We start from the raw sequence: 21,075 nt of genomic DNA, 5'->3' as shown, positions 1-21,075 counted from the left end.
GCGCATCTTCGGATGCGCCCTTTCTTTATAGACAGAGCTGTTCAAGATTTTTGTTTGCCGGCCGGCGCGACTCAGCGTGGCGGGCAATGTTTCAAAGAGAATTCGGAGCGAGTTATGGCAGGTCATTCCAAGTGGGCGAACATCAAGCACCGCAAAGAACGTCAGGATGCCAAGAGGGGCAAGATCTTCACCAAGTGGATTCGTGAACTGACCGTTGCTGCCCGTCAGGGTGGTGGTGATCCCGGTTCCAACCCGCGTCTGCGCCTGGCCCTGGACAAGGCGCTGGGTGCCAACATGAGCCGTGACATCATCGATCGCGCCATCGCCCGCGGTACTGGCGCTGCCGATACCGACGACGTGGTCGAGTTGACCTATGAAGGTTACGGCCCGGGTGGCGTGGCGGTGATGGTCGAGTGCATGACCGACAACCGTAATCGCACTGCAGCCGCTGTCCGCCACGCGTTCAGCAAGTGCGGCGGTAACCTGGGGACTGACGGTTCGGTGGCCTATCTGTTCGAGCGCAAGGGGCAGATTTCCTTCGCCGCCGGTGTCGACGAAGACGCGTTGATGGAGGCTGCCATGGAAGCCGACGCCGATGACGTGGTGACCAACGAAGACGGGTCGATCGATGTGTTCACCTCGTTCGCCGGGTTCTATTCCGTGCGAAACGCGCTGGAAGCGGCGGGTTTCAAAGGGGATGACGCTGAAATCGTCATGTTGCCGACCACCAGCGCCGAACTCGATCTGGAAGGTGCCGAAAAAGTCCTCAAGCTGATCGACATGCTCGAAGACCTGGATGACGTGCAGAACGTCTACTCCAATGCCGAGATCCCGGAGTCGGTAGCCGCTCAGCTCGGTTGAAGGTAGCCAGGATCCAATGTGGGAGCTGGCTTGCCAGCGATGACAGTGAGTCAGGCAACATCTTTGTTGGATGAGCCTGCGCCATCGCTGGCAAGCCAGCTCCCACATCTGTTATTCGCTGTATTGAATGCAGTGCACTTACCCAACCCGCAGGCGTTATGACTTTAATTCTTGGTATCGACCCCGGTTCGCGCATCACCGGTTATGGCGTTGTTCGTGATACCGGGCGCGGCTGCGAGTATGTGGCCTCTGGCTGTATCCGTACCGGCGCGGGCGAGCTGCATGAGCGTCTGCAAATTGTCTACCGCGGTGTGCGGGAGATTATCCAGATGTACAAGCCGGTGACCATGGGCATCGAAAAGGTGTTCATGGCCCGCAATGCCGACTCAGCCCTGAAACTGGGGCAGGCCCGTGGCGCCGCTATCGTGGCGGGTGCGGAAGAAAGCCTGGAAATCGCCGAGTACACCGCGACCCAGGTCAAGCAGGCTGTAGTCGGCACTGGCGCTGCCAATAAAGAGCAGGTCCAGATGATGGTCATGCATATGCTGAAACTGACCAGCAAGCCACAAATCGATGCCTCGGACGCCCTGGCCATCGCCATTTGCCATGCTCACACCCGCTCCAGTCTCTTGCCCCACGGCTTGGGGGCGGCACGCAGTCGTGGCGGGCGCCTGCGTCTCTGATAGCATCAGCAATCATTTTTCCCGGAATGAGGGTTTCGCGCCTGTGTTGTCGGCCGAACCCCTTGCTCTGTCAGTCGCTGGCCTCGTGCTGGCCAACGCTCAAGGATCTGTAACGTGATTGGACGCTTGCGCGGCACTCTGGCTGAAAAACAGCCACCGCACCTGATTCTGGATGTAAATGGTCTGGGCTATGAGCTGGAAGTGCCCATGACCACGCTGTATCGTTTGCCGTCGGTCGGTGAACCGCTGACCTTGCACACCCATTTGGTCGTACGCGAAGACGCGCAGTTACTCTATGGCTTCGTCGGCAAGCGCGAGCGAGACTTTTTCCGCGAATTGATTCGTCTCAACGGTGTAGGGCCGAAACTGGCCCTGGCCTTGATGTCGAGTCTGGAGGTCGATGAACTGGTGCGTTGCGTGCAGTCCCAGGACACATCGGCGTTGACCAAGGTGCCGGGCGTGGGCAAGAAAACCGCAGAACGCCTGTTGGTCGAACTCAAGGATCGCTTCAAGGCCTGGGAAACCGTGCCGGCGATGTTTGCCCTGGTGCCGAACCAGCCGGACGGCCCTGCACCGGTCAATACCGCCGAAAACGACGCGGTCAGCGCGCTGATCTCCCTGGGCTACAAGCCGCAGGAAGCCAGCAAGGCGATTTCCGCGATCAAGGAGAAAGGCTTGAGCAGTGAAGACATGATTCGTCGTGCCCTGAAGGGAATGATCTAAGTGATTGAAGCTGATCGTCTGATCGCCGCCACGGGTGGACCTCGTGACCGCGAGGAAGTCCAGGACCGGGCGATTCGTCCTGTCAGCCTGGCCGAATACATCGGCCAGCCGACCGTTCGCGAGCAAATGGAGTTGTTCATCCAGGCTGCCCGTGGCCGTAACGAATCCCTTGATCACACCCTGATCTTCGGTCCTCCGGGGCTGGGTAAAACCACGCTGGCCAACATCATCGCCCAGGAAATGGGGGTGTCGATCAAAAGCACCTCGGGGCCGGTCCTTGAGCGTCCGGGTGATCTGGCCGCGCTGCTGACCAACCTTGAACCGCACGACGTACTGTTCATCGACGAAATCCATCGCTTGTCACCGATTGTCGAAGAAGTGCTGTATCCGGCGATGGAAGATTTCCAGCTCGACATCATGATCGGCGAAGGCCCGGCTGCGCGTTCGATCAAGCTCGATCTGCCGCCGTTCACCCTGGTTGGCGCAACGACACGGGCGGGGATGCTGACCAATCCGTTGCGCGACCGTTTCGGCATCGTCCAGCGCCTGGAGTTCTACAACAACGCCGATCTGTCGACGATTGTCAGCCGCTCGGCCAGTATCCTCGGCTTGCCGCTCGACCCGGAGGGCGCCTTCGAAATCGCCCGCCGCGCCCGCGGCACCCCGCGAATCGCCAACCGTCTGCTGCGTCGTGTACGCGACTTCGCCGAAGTCCGTGCCAAGGGCCATATCACTAAACCGATTGCCGATCTGGCCCTGAATCTGCTGGATGTCGACGAGCGCGGCTTCGATCACCAGGACCGGCGTCTGTTGCTGACCATGATCGAGAAATTCGATGGCGGGCCGGTCGGGGTCGATAGCCTCGCGGCGGCGATCAGTGAAGAGCGCCACACCATCGAAGACGTGCTGGAACCTTACCTGATCCAGCAGGGCTATATCATGCGCACGCCGCGGGGGCGGGTGGTGACGCGGCATGCCTACCTGCACTTCGGCTTAAACATTCCGTCACGATTGGGTGAGATGCCCGTGGTAGACGAATTCCTTGATGCCGTGGACGATTAATTAACTTTTGCGTGCTGAATTTTCGGGCATTGTGCTGTCCTAGGACCGTACTTTCGCGAGAAAGCCGCAGAACAATGAAAAACAGTTGCCTGGCCGATTGGCAACCTGAGGAGTAAGCACTAGAGTATGCGCGCGCAAAACGGGCTTGAGCCTTTCGCACATCGTTGTCGCGTTTATTACGAAGACACCGATGCGGGCGGCATCGTGTATTACGTCAATTACCTCAAGTTTATGGAACGGGCTCGAACCGAGCGGCTACGAGAACTGGGCTTTGCCCAATCGCAGCTGGCAGGGGAGGACCTGTTGTTCGTCGTGCATTCCAGCGAAGCGCGCTACCACGCGCCGGCGCGACTGGACGACGAGCTGCTGGTAAGCGCTGAAGTAATCGAATTGAACCGTGCCAGCCTGCGCTTCAAACAGCAGGTCAGGCGGGCAACGGATGATGCGCTGCTCTGTGAAGGGCAGTTTCTGGTGGCCTGTGTGCGCACTGACAGTTTAAAACCCCGGGCCATTCCCGAAGCTCTACGAGCGGCCTTTGCCGACGTGAGCGGCGCGGGTACTCACTCAAAGCAGGAGATAAAGCGTGGAAGCTAACGTCGTCGACCATTCCTCCATGTGGAGCCTGGTCAGCAATGCCAGTATCGTGGTGCAACTGGTAATGCTGACCCTGGTAGCCGCATCGGTGACCTCATGGATCATGATCTTTCAGCGCAGCAACCTGCTGCGCGCCGGTCGACGTGCCCTGGAGAGCTTCGAGGAGCGCTTCTGGTCGGGTATCGACCTGTCCAAACTCTACCGCCAGGCCGGCAGCAACCCGGACCCTGATTCGGGTGTCGAGCAGATCTTCCGCGCCGGTTTCAAGGAATTCTCCCGTCTGCGCCAGCAGCCAGGCGTTGACCCTGAAGCGGTCATGGAAGGCGTAGCCCGTGCCATGCGCGTCGCGATCTCCCGCGAAGAAGAAAAGCTCGAGCAAAGCCTGCCGTTCCTGGCCACCGTCGGTTCCGTGAGTCCGTACATCGGTCTGTTCGGTACTGTGTGGGGCATCATGAACTCCTTCCGCGGCCTGGCGACTGCCCAGCAAGCAACGCTGGCAACTGTTGCACCCGGTATCGCCGAAGCACTGATCGCTACCGCGATTGGTCTGTTCGCCGCGATTCCTGCCGTTATCGCCTACAACCGTTTTGCCGCTCGCAGCGAAACGCTGATCAGCCGCTACTACACCTTCGCCGATGAATTCCAGGCGATCCTGCACCGCAAAGTGCACACCAGCGAAGAATAAGCAGGTAATTTCCAATGGCTTTAATCGCTCGAGCACGAAACAAGCGCAAGCCGGTCGCCGAGATGAACGTAGTGCCTTACATCGACGTGATGCTGGTGCTGCTGGTCATCTTCATGGTGACCGCGCCGATGCTCAATCAGGGCGTGAAAGTTGATCTGCCCAAGGTTTCCAGCGAAGCCTTGCCGCAGGACAACAACACACAGGTCCTGACCATTTCCATCAAGTCTGACAAGACCTATTACTGGAACCTTGGCAGCGAAGTCGACACCGAGAAGCAGCAGGACAGGGCGATGACCCTGCCGCAGATGACCGATGCGGTGACCAAGATCATTCGCGTCGGCAACGAAGGCGGCAAGCGTACCCAGGTCTTCATTCGCGGCGACAAGAGTGTCGACTACGGCTCTGTCATGGGCGCCATGGGCGGGTTGCAGAAGGCCGGCGTCGGTAATGTTGGCTTGATTACCGAGGCGCCCTGATGCAGCAACAGCGAGAGCCGTCCGCCTCGGAAAGCTACTTCTGGCCTAGTGTCTGGGCGATTGGCTTGCACGTGCTGGTGTTCGGCATGCTGTTTGTCAGTTTCGCCTTTACCCCGGAGTTGCCGCCGGCCAAGCCGATTGTCCAGGCGACCCTGTACCAGCTGAAATCGAAAAGTCAGGCGACCACCCAGACCAATCAGAAGATTGCGGGTGAGGCGAAGAAATCCGCCGCGCGCCAGACCGAAGTCGAGCAGATGGAGCAGAAAAAGGTCGAGCAGGAAGCGGTGAAGGCTGCGGAACAAAAGAAAGAAGAAGCGGCTCAAAAGGCCGAGGAAGCCAAGAAGGCCGACGAGTCGAAGAAAGCGGAAGAGGCGAAAAAGGCTGATGAAGCCAAGAAAGCCGATGAAGCGAAGAAGACCGCCGAAGCCAAGAAGGCAGAAGAGAAACAATTGGCTGATATAGCCAAGAAGAAAGCGGAAGAAGAAGCCAAGAAGGCTGCTGAAGAAGAGGCCAAGAAAGCGGCCGCTGAAGAAGCGAAGAAAAAGATCGTCGAAGACGCGAAGAAGAAAGCCGCGGAAGACGCCAAGAAGAAAGCTGAAGCTGAAGAGGCGAAGAAGAAAGTCGCCGATGAAGCGAAGAAGAAAGCTGCTGCCGATGCTGCGAAGAAGAAAGCGCAGGAAGCGGCACGTAAATCCGCCGAAGACAAAAAGGCTCAGGCCCTGGCAGATTTGCTTTCCGACACGCCGCAGCGTCAGCAGGCCTTGGCCGATGAGCAGGGTGACGAAGTCGCCGGCAGTTTCGATGACCTGATTCGCGCTCGTGCAGCGGAAGGCTGGGCTCGTCCACCTTCGGCCCGCAAAGGCATGACGGTCGTGTTGCAAATCGGCATGTTGCCGGACGGTACGGTGACTTCGGTCAGCGTGGCCAAGTCCAGTGGCGACGGTCCGTTCGACGCATCGGCTGTGGCAGCGGTGAAGAATATTGGACGTTTGACAGAAATGCAGGGAATGAAGCCGAGTGATTTCGCTCCGTATCGTTCATTCAAGATGACATTCACACCTGAGGATCTAGCCTTGTGAGAAACCTTCTTCGAGGAATGCTCGTCGCTATCTGCTGCATGGCAGGATTGGCGATGGCAGATGAAAAAAACATTCTGGTCACCAGCGGCAGTGATCGGGCTACCCCGATCGCCGTTGTGCCGTTCGGTAACCAGGGCGGCAGCGTGCTGCCGGACGACATGGCGGAAATCATCGGTAACGACCTGCGTAACTCGGGTTACTACTCGCCGATTCCAAAGCAGAACATGATCAGCCAGCCAAGCCAGGCCAGCGAAATCATCTTCCGTGACTTCAAGGCGCTTGGCGCCCAGTACGTCATGGTCGGCAGCATTGTTCCGGCGGGCGGTCGCCTGCAGGTGCAATACGCACTGTTCAACGTTGCCACCGAGCAGCAAGTGCTGACGGGCAGCGTGTCTGGCGGCGTCGACCAATTGCGCGACATGTCGCACTACATCGCCGATCAGTCGTTCGAAAAGCTCACCGGTATCAAAGGTGCCTTTTCGACCCGCCTGTTGTACGTGACGGCCGAGCGTTTCTCCGAGAAGAACACGCGCTACACGCTGCAACGTTCGGACTATGACGGTGCCCGTGCCGTGACCCTGCTGCAATCGCGCGAGCCGATCCTGTCGCCGCGTTTCGCACCGGATGGCAAGCGCATCGCTTACGTCTCGTTCGAGCAGAAGCGTCCTCGAGTGTTCATGCAGAACATCGACACCGGTCGCCGTGAGCAGATCACCAACTTCGAAGGCCTGAACGGTGCCCCTGCCTGGTCGCCGGATGGCAATCGCCTGGCGTTCGTCCTGTCCAAGGACGGCAACCCGGACATCTACGTGATGAACCTCGGTTCGCGTCAGATCACCCGTGTCACCAACGGCCCGGGCATCAACACCGAACCGTTCTGGGGCAAGGATGGCTCGACCATCTACTTCACTTCCGACCGTGGCGGCAAACCGCAGATCTACAAAACCAGCGTGGGTGGCGGCGGTGCGGAGCGTGTGACGTTCGTGGGTAACTACAACGCCAACCCAAAACTGTCGGCTGATGAAAAGACCCTGGTCATGATTCACCGCCAGGATGGTTTCACCAATTTCAAAGTGGCGGCTCAGGATTTGCAGCGCGGTAGTGTAAAAATCCTCACTGATAGCACTCTGGACGAGTCGCCTACTGTTGCGCCCAACGGCACCATGGTAATCTACGCCACCCGCCAGCAGGGCCGGGGAGTCTTGATGCTCGTGTCCATCAATGGACGCGTAAGGCTCCCGCTTCCTACCGCACAAGGCGAAGTCAGAGAACCTTCCTGGTCCCCTTACCTGAACTGACGCGGCGCTATACGTTTTACTTAACACACTGGGGTTCATTAGGAGTTTCACGATGGAAATGCTGAAGTTTGGTAAATTTGCTGCGCTGGCTCTGGCCATGGCTGTAGCTGTAGGTTGCTCGTCCAAAGGCGGCGACAATGCCGGTGAAGGCGCTGTAGATCCAAACGCTGGTTACGGCGCAAACACTGGCGCAGTCGACGGCTCCCTGAGCGAAGAAGCTGCTCTGCGCGCTATCACCACTTTCTACTTCGAATACGACAGCTCGGACCTGAAGCCAGAAGCCATGCGCGCTCTGGACGTTCACGCCAAAGACCTGAAAGCAAACGGCGCTCGCGTTGTACTGGAAGGCAACACCGACGAACGTGGTACTCGTGAGTACAACATGGCACTGGGCGAGCGTCGTGCGAAAGCCGTTCAACGCTACCTGGTACTGCAAGGCGTTTCCCCAGCTCAGCTGGAACTGGTTTCCTACGGCGAAGAGCGTCCAGTTGCTACCGGCAACGACGAGCAGTCCTGGGCTCAAAACCGTCGCGTCGAACTGCGTAAGTAATTCGTCATGCGAACGTGCCGTCGTGCTGTAACTGTTCTGGCTCTCAGTCTCGCGTCGCTTTCGGCGTGGGCTGCGGTTCCTGTGGTCGATAATGACTCCGGCTATAACAATAGCGGGAGCAGTTATCCGCCTGCAGGTTACGGTACGAACGGCGCCTATGCCGGGGGAGGGGTTTCGGCCCCTGTCTCGGCACAGGGCGAGCTGTTCAACCAACTGCAATCAATGCAGCAACAGATCGAGCGCCAGCAAGGTGCAATTGAAGTTCTGCAAAATGATGTAGCGCGCATGAAGCAGGAAAACCTGGAGCGATATCAGGATCTTGATCGGCGCATAGGAACCGGCGTTGCACCAGCCGCGACTCCTGAGAATTCTTCCGGCGGTGGCGATCTGAATGCCCCTGCTGCAGCCGCTGGCGCGAGTGCAGGGGCGGCCGCCGCTCAAGCACCTGCGGCAGGCGGTGAACCGGCGGATCCGGCGAAGGAAAAGCTCTATTACGATGCCGCCTTCGACCTGATCAAAGCCAAGGATTTCGACAAGGCCAGCCAGGCCTTCGCCGCATTCCTGCGCAAATACCCGAATAGCCAATACTCGGGTAATGCCCAGTACTGGTTGGGTGAAGTGAACCTGGCCAAGGGTGATCTGCAAGGTGCAGGCCAGGCGTTTGCCAAGGTTTCGCAGCTTTACCCGAAACACGCCAAAGTGCCTGATTCGCTGTACAAGCTTGCTGATGTAGAGCGCCGCCTGGGTCACACCGACCGGGTAAAAGGCATTCTGCAGCAGGTGGTGTCCCAATATCCGGGCACTTCCGCTGCTCAGTTGGCCCAACGCGATCTGCAGAAAATGTAAGGCTGTTTGAGCCCTTTCGAAGAAACCCGCGCTTGCCGCGGGTTTTTTCGTTAGAATTCACGCCCTTTTTATGAAACACGCTTTTTGGGATCTGCGCATTGCCGGGGTTCCTTGAAGTGCCTGACGGAGGCGGACAGCCTGTTTAGCTGTTACGCCCGTGGCGACTATGCAAGACACATTGAGAATTACCGAAGTTTTTTACTCGTTGCAGGGTGAAACGCGGACGGCTGGCCTGCCCACAGTTTTTGTGCGCCTGACCGGTTGCCCTCTGCGTTGCCAATACTGCGACAGCGCCTATGCCTTCACTGGCGGAACCATCCGCACGCTCGACGATATCCTCGAGCAGGTTGCCGGTTACCGTCCGCGTTATGTCTGTGTCACGGGCGGCGAGCCCCTGGCGCAACCCAACGCCATCCCGTTGCTCAAGCGTTTGTGCGACGCCGGTTACGAAGTGTCACTGGAAACCAGTGGCTCTATCGACATCTCGGCGGTAGATTCCCGGGTCAGTCGCGTTGTCGACCTGAAAACTCCGGGTTCGAAGGAAGCGCATCGCAATCGCTATGAAAACATCGAGCTGCTGACGCCGAACGACCAGGTGAAATTTGTCATCTGTTCCCGCGAAGACTATGACTGGTCCGTATCCAAGCTGATCCAGTATGGTCTTGACCAGCGCGCTGGTGAGGTCCTGTTTTCGCCAAGTCACCATGATCTGAATGCTCGGGATCTTGCAGACTGGGTGGTGGCGGATAATCTGCCGGTACGCTTGCAATTGCAGCTGCATAAGTATCTTTGGAATGACGAGCCGGGGCGCTGAGATGACTGAACAACTGAACACTACGGAAAAACGTGCGGTTATCCTGCTTTCCGGTGGCCTGGACTCGGCAACCGTCGTGGCCATGGCGCGTGCCGAAGGTTATCGCTGCTACACCATGAGCTTCGACTACGGTCAGCGGTCTCACGCCGAACTGTACGCAGCCGAACGTGTCGCCCGGGATTTGGGGGTGATCGAGCACAAGGTCATCGGTCTCAATTTCAATGGCATGGGCGGCTCGGCGCTGACCGACACCAGCATCGATATTCCAGAGGAGTTGGGCGAAGGCATTCCGGTGACTTACGTGCCAGCGCGCAACACGGTTTTCCTGTCACTGGCGTTGGGCTGGGCTGAAGTGCTCGGCGCACGCGACATCTTCATCGGTGTCAACGCAGTGGATTACTCCGGCTACCCGGACTGCCGTCCCGAGTTCATCGAGTCATTCGAGCGCATGGCCAATCTGGCGACCAAGGCGGGTGTAGAGGGCGATGGCTTTCGCATTCAGGCGCCGTTGCAAAACCTCAGCAAAGCGCAGATTGTCCAGGCTGGCACCCAGCTTGGCGTCAACTACGGCCTGACCGTTTCCTGCTATCAGGCTGATGATGAAGGCCGTGCATGCGGCAAGTGCGACAGCTGCCGACTGCGTGCGGAAGGCTTTGCGGCGGCCGGAATCAGCGATCCAACACCTTATTTTTGATTTTTTTTAAAATAGGTGTTGAATAGTCCTTAAAAATCAGTATTATACGCGCCACCACACAGCGGGTCGTTAGCTCAGTTGGTAGAGCAGTTGGCTTTTAACCAATTGGTCGTAGGTTCGAATCCCACACGACCCACCATTTTCAAGCTGTTTTAAAAGTCTGGAAGGCCCACGAAAGTGAGGATTTCCAGATTTTTTTTTGCCCGCGATTTGTGTTTGCCCAAGCCTTGGGCTGCACCGAACTGACGCAAGTCAGAATCATCTTTTGCATCCACCGGATATTCTGTAGCCTTGCGCAGCTTCAACGCTGTCCGTGCCTGATGAATACTCAATTTCCCGGCGGTACCCTGAAGGGTCCGGAGCCGGGTGTATACTCGACTTTCGCGCGAATGCGCCTGCAGGTCTTGCGAACATGACGCAGATTTCCGAACGCCTTCTGGTTCAAGCCCACCTCGACGCCAAGCAGCCCAAGCCGCTGACCGCGCAAGAGGAGGCCCATTACCGTGCCGCCATCGCTGCCGAGCTCAAAGCTCAGGACGCAGTGTTGGTGGCTCACTTCTATTGCGATCCGGTCATTCAGGCCCTGGCCGAAGAAACCGGTGGCTGTGTCTCCGACTCGCTGGAGATGGCCCGCTTCGGCAATGCTCACCCGGCCAAGACCGTAGTGGTCGCCGGTGTGAAATTCATGGGCGAGACGGCCAAGATCCTCAATCCCGAAAAGCGCATCCTGATGCCGACACTGGAGGCGACCTGTTCGCTGGATCTGGGTTGCCCGGTCGATGAGTTTTCCGCCTTCTGCGACCAGCATCCAGAGCGCACGGTTGTGGTTTATGCCAACACCTCGGCGGCGGTCAAAGCCCGGGCGGACTGGGTCGTGACCTCCAGTTGCGCACTGGAGATCGTTGAAAGCCTGATGGACAACGGTGAAACCATCATCTGGGGGCCGGACAAGCACCTGGGCACCTACATTCAACGTCAAACCGGTGCTGACATGTTGCTGTGGGACGGTGCGTGCATCGTTCACGAGGAATTCAAGTCCAAGCAGCTCGAAGACATGAAGGCGCTGTATCCGGATGCGGCGATCCTGGTGCACCCTGAGTCTCCAACCTCGGTCATCGAGTTGGCGGATGCTGTGGGTTCGACCAGTCAGTTGATTGCGGCGGCACAGACCCTGCCGAACAAAACGCTGATCGTCGCGACCGATCGCGGCATTTTTTACAAGATGCAGCAGTTGTGCCCGGACAAGGTGTTCATCGAGGCGCCTACAGCGGGTAACGGCGCCGCATGCCGCAGTTGCGCACACTGCCCGTGGATGGCCATGAACACCCTTGAGCGCACGCTCAAGAGCCTGAAGGAAGGGACGAATGAGATCTTCGTCGACCCGGCCCTGATTCCTCAAGCGATTCGCCCGTTGAAGCGGATGCTCGATTTCACTCAGGCGGCGCGGATGAAACTGGCCGGTAACGCTTAAGATACTCCCGCCAACTAAAAAACTGTGGGGAACGAGCAAGCTCGCTCCCCACAGTGGTTTCTGTGTCGGAAAATTATTTGGTCTTCTTCGGAATGCGCACAAGCTGGGTGTCGGAGTAGATGTCATGCCAGCTGCGTTGCTGCTTGTCGAACAGCGACCAGATGAACCCGAGGCCCACGCACAGCAGCGATGCGATCGACACCACAAAGCGCAATAGCGCCTGCCACAGGCTGATGGATGATCCATCGGCATTCTGTACGCGGATACTCCAGACCTGCATCCCCAGGGTCTGGCCGGAGTAAGTCCAGAACTTGGCGAAGAAGCCGAACAGTACAAAAAACAATACGGTCGAGAGCAGCGGGTCGCCATCCAGTGCGCCGGATTCGGTCAGGGTGCGCATTTTCTCTTCACCGATGATCGCCATCTGAATCATCTTGTAGATGCCGCTGGTGACGATCAGCAGGGCCGTACACAGCAGGAAGTCATAGAACATCGCTGCCAGGCGACGACCCAGGCCCGCGGCAGGAAATTCGCCCTGGGGCTTCAGCAGGTGTTTCGACATGGCGGGCTCTCGGTGTAAAAAGAAGCCATTTTACGGATTTACGCGCACAAAAAAGCCCCCGATGTCAGCATCGGGGGCTTTTTCGTTACAGAAGATTAGGCTTCTGCTTGTACTTCATCAGCCTGCATGCCTTTCTGGCCCTGCACGGCGACGAAAGTCACTTTCTGGCCTTCTTTCAGGCTCTTGAAGCCGTTGCCCTGGATGGCGCGGAAATGCACGAACAGATCCGGACCGCTTTCAGGAGTGATAAAACCAAAACCTTTCTCGTCGTTAAACCACTTGACGGTACCGCTCTGACGTTGGGACATTTCTTATTTCCTTTGACGCAAAAATTAATGACAGTCTCCTTCTCATGAAAGAGTACTGGGGCTGGTTGCAGGAGAGTAAGAAGACGTCGAACGGGATGTAGCTAACTTGTAGGCTACTGCCCAGGTCACGATTCCAAGCGACCCATGCAAACACAGTGAACAAACTCTACGCCAACTACGGGAGAAAAAACAAGCCCTGTGAAAGGCCCGGATTTGCTCACGTTGACGGCCTGATATGCCAACTAGTGCTGGCTTATGCGACAGAGCTGTTCAATTGTTTTCGATCGTTATAAGCAAAGTTCATAATCGAAGCTTAAAGCCAAACGATGCACTATTTTATGGCAGTTGCGTTACACATTAGTGCGTTTTAAACGCAACTGCGTTACTTATAGGAACAGTCAATCAGCCGCGGTAGTAGCGTTGTGGAACAAATGGCATTTTGCTTACAAGCAAAGCCACCTTTTTCCCACGAACAATCGCCCAGACGGGTGTATCGATCGCGACGTACGCGCTGTCGATGTAACCCATGGCCAATGGCGCACCCAAGGTTGGCCCGAAACCACCGCTGCAGACGCTGCCGATGATCTCGCCGGCTTCGTTGACGATCTCCGCCCCTTCGCGCACTGGCGTCCGTTCCTGCGGTAGCAGGCCGACACGTTTGCGGCTGACTCCGCCCTGTTGCTGGGCGAATACGGTTTCAGCCCCCGGGAAACCACCGGCACGCGCTCCGTCGGCCCGACGCGGCTTGGAAATGGCCCACAACAGGCTGGCTTCGATGGGGGTGGTGTCGGTGTTCATGTCATGGCCGTACAGGCACAAGCCAGCTTCCAGGCGCAGGGAGTCACGCGCGCCGAGGCCAATGGCTTCAACTTCCGGTTCCGCCAGCAGTGCGCGGGTCAGGGCTTCGGCGTTGGCGGCCGGCACGGAAATTTCGAAACCGTCTTCACCGGTGTAACCCGAGCGGCTGACAAAACAGTCCACACCCAGCAGTTTTACCCGGGCGAACTGCATGAAGGTCATCTTCGCCACTTCCGGTGCCAGACGTGCCAGTACCGTCACGGCCGCCGGTCCTTGGAGGGCGAGCAGGGCGCGCTCCTCGAACAGTGGCTCGATGGTGCACTGCTCGCCAATGTGCTTGCGCAGATGCGCCAGGTCTTGATCCTTGCAGGCAGCGTTGACCACCAGGAACAGTTCGTCGTTACCCAGGTTGGCGACCATCAGGTCGTCGAGGATGCCGCCGCTTTCGTTGGTGAACATTGCATAACGCTGCATGCCCACGGGCAAGTCGATGATATCCACCGGAACCAGGGTTTCCAGGGCCTTGGCGGCATTGGCGCCGGTCAGGCGAATCTGGCCCATGTGCGACACATCGAACAGACCGGCCTGATCGCGGGTGTGCTGGTGTTCTTTCATCACGCCCAACGGATATTGCACAGGCATGTCATAGCCGGCGAACGGCACCATGCGCGCGCCGAGTTCGATGTGCAGAGCATGCAACGGGGTTTTCAACAGTTGTTCGGTGGACATATTCAGCTCCTGAAGAAGAGTGCAGATGAGCGCGCATCAGCACTCGATAATGTTGACCGCCAAACCGCCACGGGCGGTTTCCTTGTATTTGCTTTTCATGTCGGCGCCGGTCTGGCGCATGGTGCGAATGACCTTGTCGAGGGAAACGAAATGTTGACCGTCACCACGCATGGCCATGCGCACGGCATTGATGGCCTTGACCGAACCCATGGCATTGCGTTCGATACAAGGCACTTGCACCAACCCGCCAATCGGGTCGCAAGTCAGGCCGAGGTTATGTTCCATGCCGATTTCCGCGGCGTTTTCGACTTGCTGCACGGTGCCGCCCAGGACCTCGCACAGGGCACCGGCCGCCATTGAGCAGGCGACGCCCACTTCGCCCTGACAGCCGACTTCGGCGCCGGAGATCGAGGCGTTTTCCTTGTACAAGATGCCGATGGCCGCCGCGGTCAGCAGAAAACGCACGACGCCGTCGTCATTCGCGGTCGGGATGAAGCGCATGTAGTAATGGAGGACGGCAGGAATGATCCCGGCTGCACCATTGGTGGGCGCAGTGACGACGCGTCCGCCGTTGGCGTTTTCTTCGTTGACCGCCAGGGCGTACAGGTTGACCCAGTCCAGCACCGAGAGCGGGTCACGCAGGGACGATTCCGGGTTTTTGCACAGCTGCCGATGCAGCGCGGCGGCCCGGCGCTTGACCTTCAAGCCTCCGGGCAGGATGCCTTCGTTGCGGCAGCCGGCGGCGACGCAGTCCTGCATGACCTGCCAGATTTTCAGGAGGCCGGCACGGGTCTCCGCTTCCGGGCGCCAGGCGCTTTCGTTGGTCAGCATCACCTGGCTGATGGACAAGCCGTAAGTGGCGCAGTGACCGAGCAGTTCCTTGGCGGTTTTGAAGGGAAATGTCAGGGGTGTGGCGTCTTCGACGATGCGGTCGGCGCCGGCGGCGTCTTCGTCGACGACAAAACCGCCGCCGACCGAGTAGTACTCGCGGCTGCGGATTTGCAGCCCGGCTGCGTCGAATGCACGGAAAATCATGCCGTTGGGATGGTAAGCCAACGGTTTGCGAATCATCGCCAGGTGTTCTTTTTCATTGAATGCAATGCTGTGTTCGCCGAGCAGGTTCAGCTGTCCGCTGCCACGAATGGCTTGCAGGCGTGCGGCCACGGTTTCGGTGTCGACGGTGTCCGGGTGTTCGCCTTCCAGCCCCAGCAGCACGGCTTTGTCGCTGCCGTGGCCTTTACCGGTGGCGCCGAGTGAACCGTACAGCTCAACTTTGACGCAGGTGGTCGCGGCCAACAGTTTTTCGCGGCGCAAGCCTTCGACGAAACGCGCGGCTGCGCGCATCGGACCGACGGTGTGGGAGCTGGAGGGGCCGATGCCAATCTTGAACAGGTCGAACACGCTTAAAGACATGGTTGTTCTCCGGTTTCTTCTTATAGGAGTTGGCGGAATTCAGGCGTGATGCATTCCTTGTGGGAGCTGGCTTGCCAGCGATGGCGATGGATCAGGCAGCAAAAATGTCGACTGACCCACCGCTATCGCTGGCAAGCCAGCTCCCACAGGGTTTTGTGGTGTTCTTAAACGCGGGGGCGAGCAAACCCGCCCCCTCATCTGATTAAGCGTAGCTTTCGATCGACGGGCAGGCGCAGACCAGGTTGCGATCGCCGAACACGTTGTCGACACGACCGACCGGTGGCCAGTATTTGCCTTCGATCAGCGAGGCAACCGGGTACACCGCTTGTTCGCGGCTGTACGGGTGCGACCACTCACCGACCAGCTCCGCCGCCGTGTGCGGGGCGTTTTTCAGTGGGTTGTCGTCCTTGTCCAGGGTGCCGTTTTCCACCGCGCGGATTTCTTCACGGATGCGGATCATGGCGTCGCAGAAGCGGTCCAGTTCTTCCTTGGATTCACTTTCGGTCGGCTCGATCATCAGCGTGCCGGCCACCGGGAACGACATGGTCGGGGCGTGGAAGCCGAAGTCGATCAAGCGTTTGGCTACGTCATCAACGCTGATGCCGCTGCTGTCTTTCAGCGGACGCAGATCAAGGATGCACTCGTGCGCCACCAGGCCGTTGCTGCCGGTGTACAGCACTGGGTAGTGCTCTTCCAGGCGACGGGAAATGTAGTTGGCGTTGAGGATCGCCAGCTGCGAAGCACGCTTCAAGCCTGCGCCACCCATCATGCGAATGTACATCCAGGTAATCGGCAGAATGCTTGCGCTACCGAACGGTGCCGCGCAGACCGCGCCTTCCTTGCGTGCCATCTGGGCGTGGCCCGGCAGGAACGGAGTCAGGTGCGATTTCACGCCGATCGGGCCGACGCCCGGGCCGCCACCGCCGTGCGGGATGCAGAAGGTTTTGTGCAGGTTCAGGTGCGAGACATCGCCGCCGAACTTGCCTGGCGCGCAGAGGCCAACCATCGCGTTCATGTTGGCGCCGTCGATGTACACCTGGCCGCCGTTGTCATGAATGATGCCGCAGATTTCGCGGATGCCTTCTTCGAACACGCCGTGGGTCGACGGGTAGGTGATCATCAGCGCGGCGAGGTGTTCGCGGTGCTCGATGGCCTTGGCGCGCAGGTCTTCGATGTCGACGTTGCCACGGGCGTCGCAGGCGGTGACGACAACGCGCATGCCGGCCATTTGTGCGGTGGCCGGGTTGGTGCCGTGGGCCGACGACGGGATCAGGCAGATGTCGCGACGGTCTTCGCCACGGCTCTGGTGGTAGGCGCGAATCGCCAACAGACCCGCGTATTCACCTTGGGAACCGGCGTTCGGTTGCAGCGAGATCGAGTCGTAACCGGTGGCGGCGCAGAGCATCGCTTCGAGTTCGTCGGTCAGTTGCTGATAACCGGCGCTTTGCTCGGCCGGGGCAAACGGGTGCAGGGCGCCGAATTCAGCCCAGGTCACCGGGATCATTTCACTGGCAGCATTGAGCTTCATGGTGCACGAACCCAGCGGGATCATGGTGCGATCCAGGGCCAGGTCTTTGTCGGCCAGCTTGCGCAGGTAGCGCATCAGCTCGGTTTCCGAGTGATAGCGGTTGAACACCGGATGGCTGAGGATTGGCGACTGACGTACCAGCGTGGCCGGGATGGTGCTCTGCACCGAGGCGGCGAGGGCGGCGAAGTCCGGCAGGGTCTTGCCGTTGGACAGCAGGCTCCAGAGGGTTTCAACGTCGGCCTGGGTGCTGGTTTCGTCAAGGGACAGGCCCAGACGTTCAGCGTCGACGACGCGCAGGTTGATCTGCTGGGCGCGCGCCTGATCGTGCAGTCTGGCGGTGTCGGCGCCGGTATTGATCGTCAGGGTGTCGAAGAAGTTTTCCTGTTCGACGTTCAGCCCCAGAGCGGTCAAGCCCTTGGCCAGGATCGCGGTCAGGTGATGGACGCGATTGGCGATTTGGGTCAGGCCTTTAGGGCCGTGGTAAACAGCGTACATGCTGGCGATGTTGGCCAGTAGCACTTGCGCGGTGCAGATGTTGGACGTGGCCTTCTCGCGGCGGATGTGTTGTTCGCGGGTTTGCATGGCCAGGCGCAGGGCCGGCTTGCCGAAACGGTCCACGGAAACACCGACCAGACGGCCCGGCATGTCACGCTTGAATGCGTCTTTGGTGGAGAAGTACGCCGCGTGCGGGCCACCGAAGCCCAGCGGTACGCCAAAGCGTTGCGCGCTGCCGATGGCCACGTCGGCGCCGAATTCGCCCGGCGGGGTCAGCACGGTCAGGGCCAGCAGGTCGGCGGCCACGGCCACCAGAGCGTTGGCGGCGTGGAAGCGCTCGGTCAGTTCGCGGTAGTCGAACACGTCACCGTTGCTTGCCGGATACTGCAGCAGGGCACCGAAGAACGGCGTCACGTCGGTCAGTTCACGCTCGTCGCCAACCACCACGTCGATGCCCAACGGCTCGGCACGGGTGCGCAGCACGTCAAGAGTCTGCGGGTGGCAATGCGCGGAGGCGAAGAATTGGTGGCTGCCTTTGTTCTTGCTCAAGCGTTTGCAGAAGGTCATGGCTTCGGCAGCGGCAGTGGCTTCGTCGAGCAGCGAAGCGTTGGCGATCGGCAGGCCGGTGAGGTCGCTGATCAGGGTCTGGAAGTTCAGCAGCGCTTCGAGACGGCCTTGGGAGATTTCTGGCTGGTACGGGGTGTAAGCGGTGTACCAGGCTGGATTTTCCAGGAGGTTGCGCAGGATCGGCGACGGCGTGTGGGTGCCGTAGTAACCCTGGCCAATGAAAGTCTTGAACAGCTGGTTCTTGCCGGCGATGGACTTGATCAACGCCAAGGCATCGGCTTCGCTCAGACCGTCTTCCAGGCCGAGTACGCTGGTGCCCTTGATGCTGTCGGGAATCACGCTGGCGCTCAGGGCTTCCAGGGAATCGAAGCCCAGGCTGTTGAGCATGGCTTGCTCGTCACCGGCGCGCGGGCCGATGTGACGGGCGATGAATTCGTTGGCGGTCGTCAAATTGATTTGCGTCATGTCAGTGCTCCTCAGGCTTCGGCTTGGGCTTTGATCAGGCGGTCGTAGGCGTCCTGATCCAGCAGTTGGCCGACAGCGTTGGCGTCGCTTGGCTTGAAACGGAAGAACCAGCCTTCGCCCAGCGGATCTTCGTTGACCAGCTCCGGGCTGCTGTCCAGCGCCGGGTTGACTTCCAGCACTTCGCCGTCCAGCGGCATGTACACACCGCTGGCGGCTTTTACCGATTCCACGGTGGCGGCTTCGGCGCCTTTGTCGTAGGACTGCAGCTCAGGCAGTTGTACGAAAACCACGTCGCCCAGGGCGTTCTGGGCGAAAGCGGTGATACCGACTGTGACGCTGCCGTCAGCTTCGGTGCGCAGCCATTCGTGATCTTCAGTAAAACGCAACTCGCTCATGGAAACTCCTAAGGGGCCAGACTCGTCTGGTGGACGCGATTGAATGCTTGGGCGATGCCCTGGTTATGAGCGTCTACTTAGCAAGAATACGGCCAATGTTGTTTTTCTTATTTGGATCAATGATTTAGCGGGATTCGGAGTTCCAGGGTGAGGGGGCGCTGTAGCGAAATCGATACGGCAATTATCAAGGATAAAAGCTGAGGTGGATCAGAGCCTTGCGCAGCCGTGATCGGGGTGGGGTGTAGTGATATCGTTCCGCTGTAGCGCTTTCAGTACAGATGGAGGTCGCTTTTGAATAGATCGTTCCCAAGCTCTGCGTGGGAATGCCACTTGTGACGCTCTGCGTCACGCTGTGGGACGCAGAGCGTCCCGGGCTGCATTCCCACGCGGAGCGTGGGAACGATCATCAAACGATCAATCAAACGCTCTACGGCTTATTGGGGATGCCGTACTTGCGCAACCGATGAGCGATGGCGGTATGCGAGGTTTGCAGGCGGCTGGCCAGTTGGCGGGTCGAGGGGTAGCTGACGTAGAGTTTTTCCAGCAGGTTTTTCTCGAACGCGTCCATGGCCTGTTCCAGGCTGTCGACGTCCTGATCGCTCTGGCGTGCCACCGAGGTGCCGGCGATGTCGAGGTCGCCGATGTCCACCAGGCTGCTTTCGCAGATGGCGGCGGCGCGGAAGATTACGTTTTGCAGTTGCCGCACATTGCCCGGCCAGCGGTTGCCGAGCAAAGCCGGATAAGTGCCCGGCGCCAGGCGACAGACCGGACGCTGGATTTGGGCGCACGCCTGCTGCATGAAATAGCGGGCCAACAACAGGATGTCCTGGCCACGTTCGCGCAGCGGCGGCACTTCGACATTGAGCACGTTGAGCCGATAGAACAGGTCTTCGCGAAACAGGCCTTCGCTGACCATTTTTTCCAGGTCGCGGTGGGTCGCACTGAGGATCCGTACGTTGACCTTGACCTCTCGATCACCGCCCACCCGCCGGAAGCTGCCGTCGTTGAGAAAACGCAGCAATTTGGCCTGCAAGTACGGCGACATCTCGCCGATTTCGTCGAGAAATACCGTGCCCTGGTTGGCCAGCTCCATCAGCCCCGGCTTGCCGCCCCGTTGCGCGCCGGTGAAGGCGCCGGGTGCATAGCCGAACAGCTCGCTTTCGGCGAGGTTTTCCGGCAAGGCCGCACAGTTCAACGCCAGAAACGGCGAGCTGTGCCGCGCACTGATGGCGTGACAGGCGCGGGCCACCAGCTCCTTGCCGGTGCCGGTTTCGCCCTGGATCAACAGCGGCGCATCGAGGGCCGCCACCCGTTGTGCGCGGACTTTGAGCGTGCGAATGACCGGCGATTCACCCAGCAGCGCATCGAAACCCTCGGCGTGGTCGTGGTGCAGCGCCGACAGCCGTTCGCCAATGCGATTGGGTTGATAGAGGGTCAGCAACGCGCCAGCATCGGTGATGGGCGTGGCATCCAGCAATAAAGTCTGGCCGTTGACCGTGATTTCGCGCAGCGGCAGACGAAAACCGTGTTCGAGCAGGGCGTCGAGCAACGCCGGATCGGAAAACAGCTCGGCAATGCTTTCACCGGCCGGTTCGCGACCGTACAGGGCGATCAATGCCGGGTTGGCCAGCAGCACTTTGCCGGCGCTGTCCAATGCCAGCACCGGGTCAGTCATGGCCGCCAGCAACGCATCGAGCTGCAGGTGTCGGCGCTGGCCGGGCAGGATGTCGACCACGGTGACCGCTTGCACGCCGCGCACGCTGAACAGCGCATCCCGTAACTCTTCGAGCACTTGCGGGCTCAGGGTCGGCGCGTCGATATAGACGTTGGGCGGGACCATTTCCACCGCATCCAGATTGAGATTGCGCCCACCGAGCAGGGCCAGGACTTCCTGGGTAATGCCGACGCGGTCGATGAAGCTGACGTGGATACGCATGGGACGCTTTCGGGTTCTGGATTACGGAGGGTGGCAAGTATGC

General features: G+C 59.1%; 22 protein-coding genes and 1 tRNA gene. 15 read left to right on the top strand and 8 right to left on the bottom strand.

All coding sequences use genetic code 11. From position 1 onward, the window contains the following. Positions 1-114 precede the first annotated feature (114 nt). The 14 genes from ASD60_RS03535 to ASD60_RS03470 all read left to right on the top strand — a co-directional run bounded on the left by ASD60_RS03535 (position 115) and on the right by ASD60_RS03470 (position 10,504). Positions 115-861 (top strand): YebC/PmpR family DNA-binding transcriptional regulator, encoded by a 747-nt coding sequence (locus ASD60_RS03535; RefSeq protein WP_007977329.1) that lies wholly within the window; start codon positions 115-117, stop codon positions 859-861. 158 nt (positions 862-1,019) lie between these two features. After that, positions 1,020-1,544: a crossover junction endodeoxyribonuclease RuvC gene (gene ruvC / locus ASD60_RS03530; RefSeq protein ID WP_056852662.1), complete on the top strand. Its 525-nt coding sequence runs from the start codon at positions 1,020-1,022 to the stop codon at positions 1,542-1,544. 114 nt (positions 1,545-1,658) lie between these two features. Continuing rightward, complete coding sequence (gene ruvA, locus ASD60_RS03525) at positions 1,659-2,267, top strand: Holliday junction branch migration protein RuvA (RefSeq protein WP_056852661.1); 609 nt, start codon at positions 1,659-1,661, stop codon at positions 2,265-2,267. Continuing rightward, on the top strand, positions 2,268-3,329 hold the full coding sequence (ruvB, locus tag ASD60_RS03520) for a Holliday junction branch migration DNA helicase RuvB (RefSeq protein ID WP_056852660.1): 1,062 nt from the start codon (positions 2,268-2,270) through the stop codon (positions 3,327-3,329). A gap of 126 nt (positions 3,330-3,455) precedes the next feature. After that, the gene (gene ybgC / locus ASD60_RS03515) at positions 3,456-3,923 is read left to right on the top strand and encodes a tol-pal system-associated acyl-CoA thioesterase (protein ID WP_056852659.1); all 468 of its coding nucleotides are present in this window, start codon (positions 3,456-3,458) and stop codon (positions 3,921-3,923) included. Beyond that, positions 3,913-4,608: a protein TolQ gene (tolQ, locus tag ASD60_RS03510; RefSeq protein WP_034149144.1), complete on the top strand. Its 696-nt coding sequence runs from the start codon at positions 3,913-3,915 to the stop codon at positions 4,606-4,608. The genes ybgC and tolQ overlap by 11 nt, the downstream gene beginning before the upstream one ends. A 23-nt stretch (positions 4,609-4,631) precedes the next feature. After that, positions 4,632-5,084, top strand: a complete 453-nt coding sequence (gene tolR / locus ASD60_RS03505) for a protein TolR (protein ID WP_162130368.1) — start codon at positions 4,632-4,634, stop codon at positions 5,082-5,084. Then, positions 5,084-6,163, top strand: a complete 1,080-nt coding sequence (gene tolA / locus ASD60_RS03500; protein ID WP_056852658.1) for a cell envelope integrity protein TolA — start codon at positions 5,084-5,086, stop codon at positions 6,161-6,163. Before tolR ends, tolA begins: the two co-directional genes overlap by 1 nt. A gap of 17 nt (positions 6,164-6,180) precedes the next feature. Continuing rightward, the gene (tolB, locus tag ASD60_RS03495) at positions 6,181-7,461 is read left to right on the top strand and encodes a Tol-Pal system beta propeller repeat protein TolB (RefSeq protein ID WP_442965974.1); all 1,281 of its coding nucleotides are present in this window, start codon (positions 6,181-6,183) and stop codon (positions 7,459-7,461) included. Between the two features lie 52 nt (positions 7,462-7,513). Then, positions 7,514-8,011, top strand: coding sequence for a peptidoglycan-associated lipoprotein Pal (gene pal / locus ASD60_RS03490; RefSeq protein WP_003178634.1), 498 nt, complete (start codon positions 7,514-7,516; stop codon positions 8,009-8,011). 6 nt (positions 8,012-8,017) lie between these two features. After that, positions 8,018-8,857 (top strand): tol-pal system protein YbgF, encoded by an 840-nt coding sequence (gene ybgF, locus ASD60_RS03485; protein ID WP_056852656.1) that lies wholly within the window; start codon positions 8,018-8,020, stop codon positions 8,855-8,857. A gap of 166 nt (positions 8,858-9,023) precedes the next feature. Further along, positions 9,024-9,671 (top strand): 7-carboxy-7-deazaguanine synthase QueE, encoded by a 648-nt coding sequence (gene queE, locus ASD60_RS03480; protein WP_056852655.1) that lies wholly within the window; start codon positions 9,024-9,026, stop codon positions 9,669-9,671. 1 nt (position 9,672) lies between these two features. Continuing rightward, positions 9,673-10,365 carry a 7-cyano-7-deazaguanine synthase QueC gene (queC, locus tag ASD60_RS03475; protein WP_056852654.1) on the top strand — a complete coding sequence of 231 codons (693 nt, stop codon included), beginning with the start codon at positions 9,673-9,675 and terminating at the stop codon, positions 10,363-10,365. 63 nt (positions 10,366-10,428) lie between these two features. Beyond that, a tRNA-Lys gene (locus tag ASD60_RS03470) sits at positions 10,429-10,504 on the top strand. A 13-nt stretch (positions 10,505-10,517) separates the two neighbouring features. Here ASD60_RS03470 and ASD60_RS28725 read toward each other — a convergent pair. Further along, positions 10,518-10,670, bottom strand: coding sequence for a hypothetical protein (locus tag ASD60_RS28725; protein WP_162250567.1), 153 nt, complete (start codon positions 10,668-10,670; stop codon positions 10,518-10,520). Between the two features lie 107 nt (positions 10,671-10,777). Here ASD60_RS28725 and nadA point away from each other — a divergent pair, with 107 nt between their 5' ends. Then, the gene (nadA, locus tag ASD60_RS03465; protein ID WP_056852653.1) at positions 10,778-11,836 is read left to right on the top strand and encodes a quinolinate synthase NadA; all 1,059 of its coding nucleotides are present in this window, start codon (positions 10,778-10,780) and stop codon (positions 11,834-11,836) included. Positions 11,837-11,909: 73 nt separating this feature from the next. Here nadA and ASD60_RS03460 read toward each other — a convergent pair whose 3' ends face one another. The 7 genes from ASD60_RS03460 to ASD60_RS03430 all read right to left on the bottom strand — a co-directional run bounded on the left by ASD60_RS03460 (position 11,910) and on the right by ASD60_RS03430 (position 21,032). Beyond that, positions 11,910-12,398 (bottom strand): RDD family protein, encoded by a 489-nt coding sequence (locus tag ASD60_RS03460; RefSeq protein ID WP_056852652.1) that lies wholly within the window; start codon positions 12,396-12,398, stop codon positions 11,910-11,912. Between the two features lie 95 nt (positions 12,399-12,493). Further along, entirely contained in the window at positions 12,494-12,706 is a 213-nt protein-coding gene (locus ASD60_RS03455; protein WP_003175786.1) for a cold-shock protein, read from the bottom strand. A 402-nt stretch (positions 12,707-13,108) separates the two neighbouring features. Next, positions 13,109-14,233 (bottom strand): glycine cleavage system aminomethyltransferase GcvT, encoded by a 1,125-nt coding sequence (gcvT, locus tag ASD60_RS03450; RefSeq protein ID WP_056852651.1) that lies wholly within the window; start codon positions 14,231-14,233, stop codon positions 13,109-13,111. Positions 14,234-14,269: 36 nt separating this feature from the next. After that, entirely contained in the window at positions 14,270-15,646 is a 1,377-nt protein-coding gene (locus tag ASD60_RS03445) for an L-serine ammonia-lyase (RefSeq protein WP_056852650.1), read from the bottom strand. A 202-nt stretch (positions 15,647-15,848) separates the two neighbouring features. Beyond that, positions 15,849-18,701: an aminomethyl-transferring glycine dehydrogenase gene (gene gcvP / locus ASD60_RS03440; protein WP_056852649.1), complete on the bottom strand. Its 2,853-nt coding sequence runs from the start codon at positions 18,699-18,701 to the stop codon at positions 15,849-15,851. 11 nt (positions 18,702-18,712) lie between these two features. Further along, positions 18,713-19,096 carry a glycine cleavage system protein GcvH gene (gcvH, locus tag ASD60_RS03435; RefSeq protein WP_056852648.1) on the bottom strand — a complete coding sequence of 128 codons (384 nt, stop codon included), beginning with the start codon at positions 19,094-19,096 and terminating at the stop codon, positions 18,713-18,715. A 427-nt stretch (positions 19,097-19,523) separates the two neighbouring features. Then, positions 19,524-21,032, bottom strand: a complete 1,509-nt coding sequence (locus tag ASD60_RS03430) for a sigma-54-dependent transcriptional regulator (RefSeq protein WP_056852647.1) — start codon at positions 21,030-21,032, stop codon at positions 19,524-19,526. Positions 21,033-21,075 lie beyond the last annotated feature (43 nt).

Origin of the sequence: Pseudomonas sp. Root562 (assembly GCF_001427125.1) — a bacterium.
Lineage (GTDB): Bacteria > Pseudomonadota > Gammaproteobacteria > Pseudomonadales > Pseudomonadaceae > Aquipseudomonas.
The sequence above is the reverse complement of the archived record's forward strand: the minus strand, read 5'-3'. Positions and strand labels throughout refer to the sequence as shown.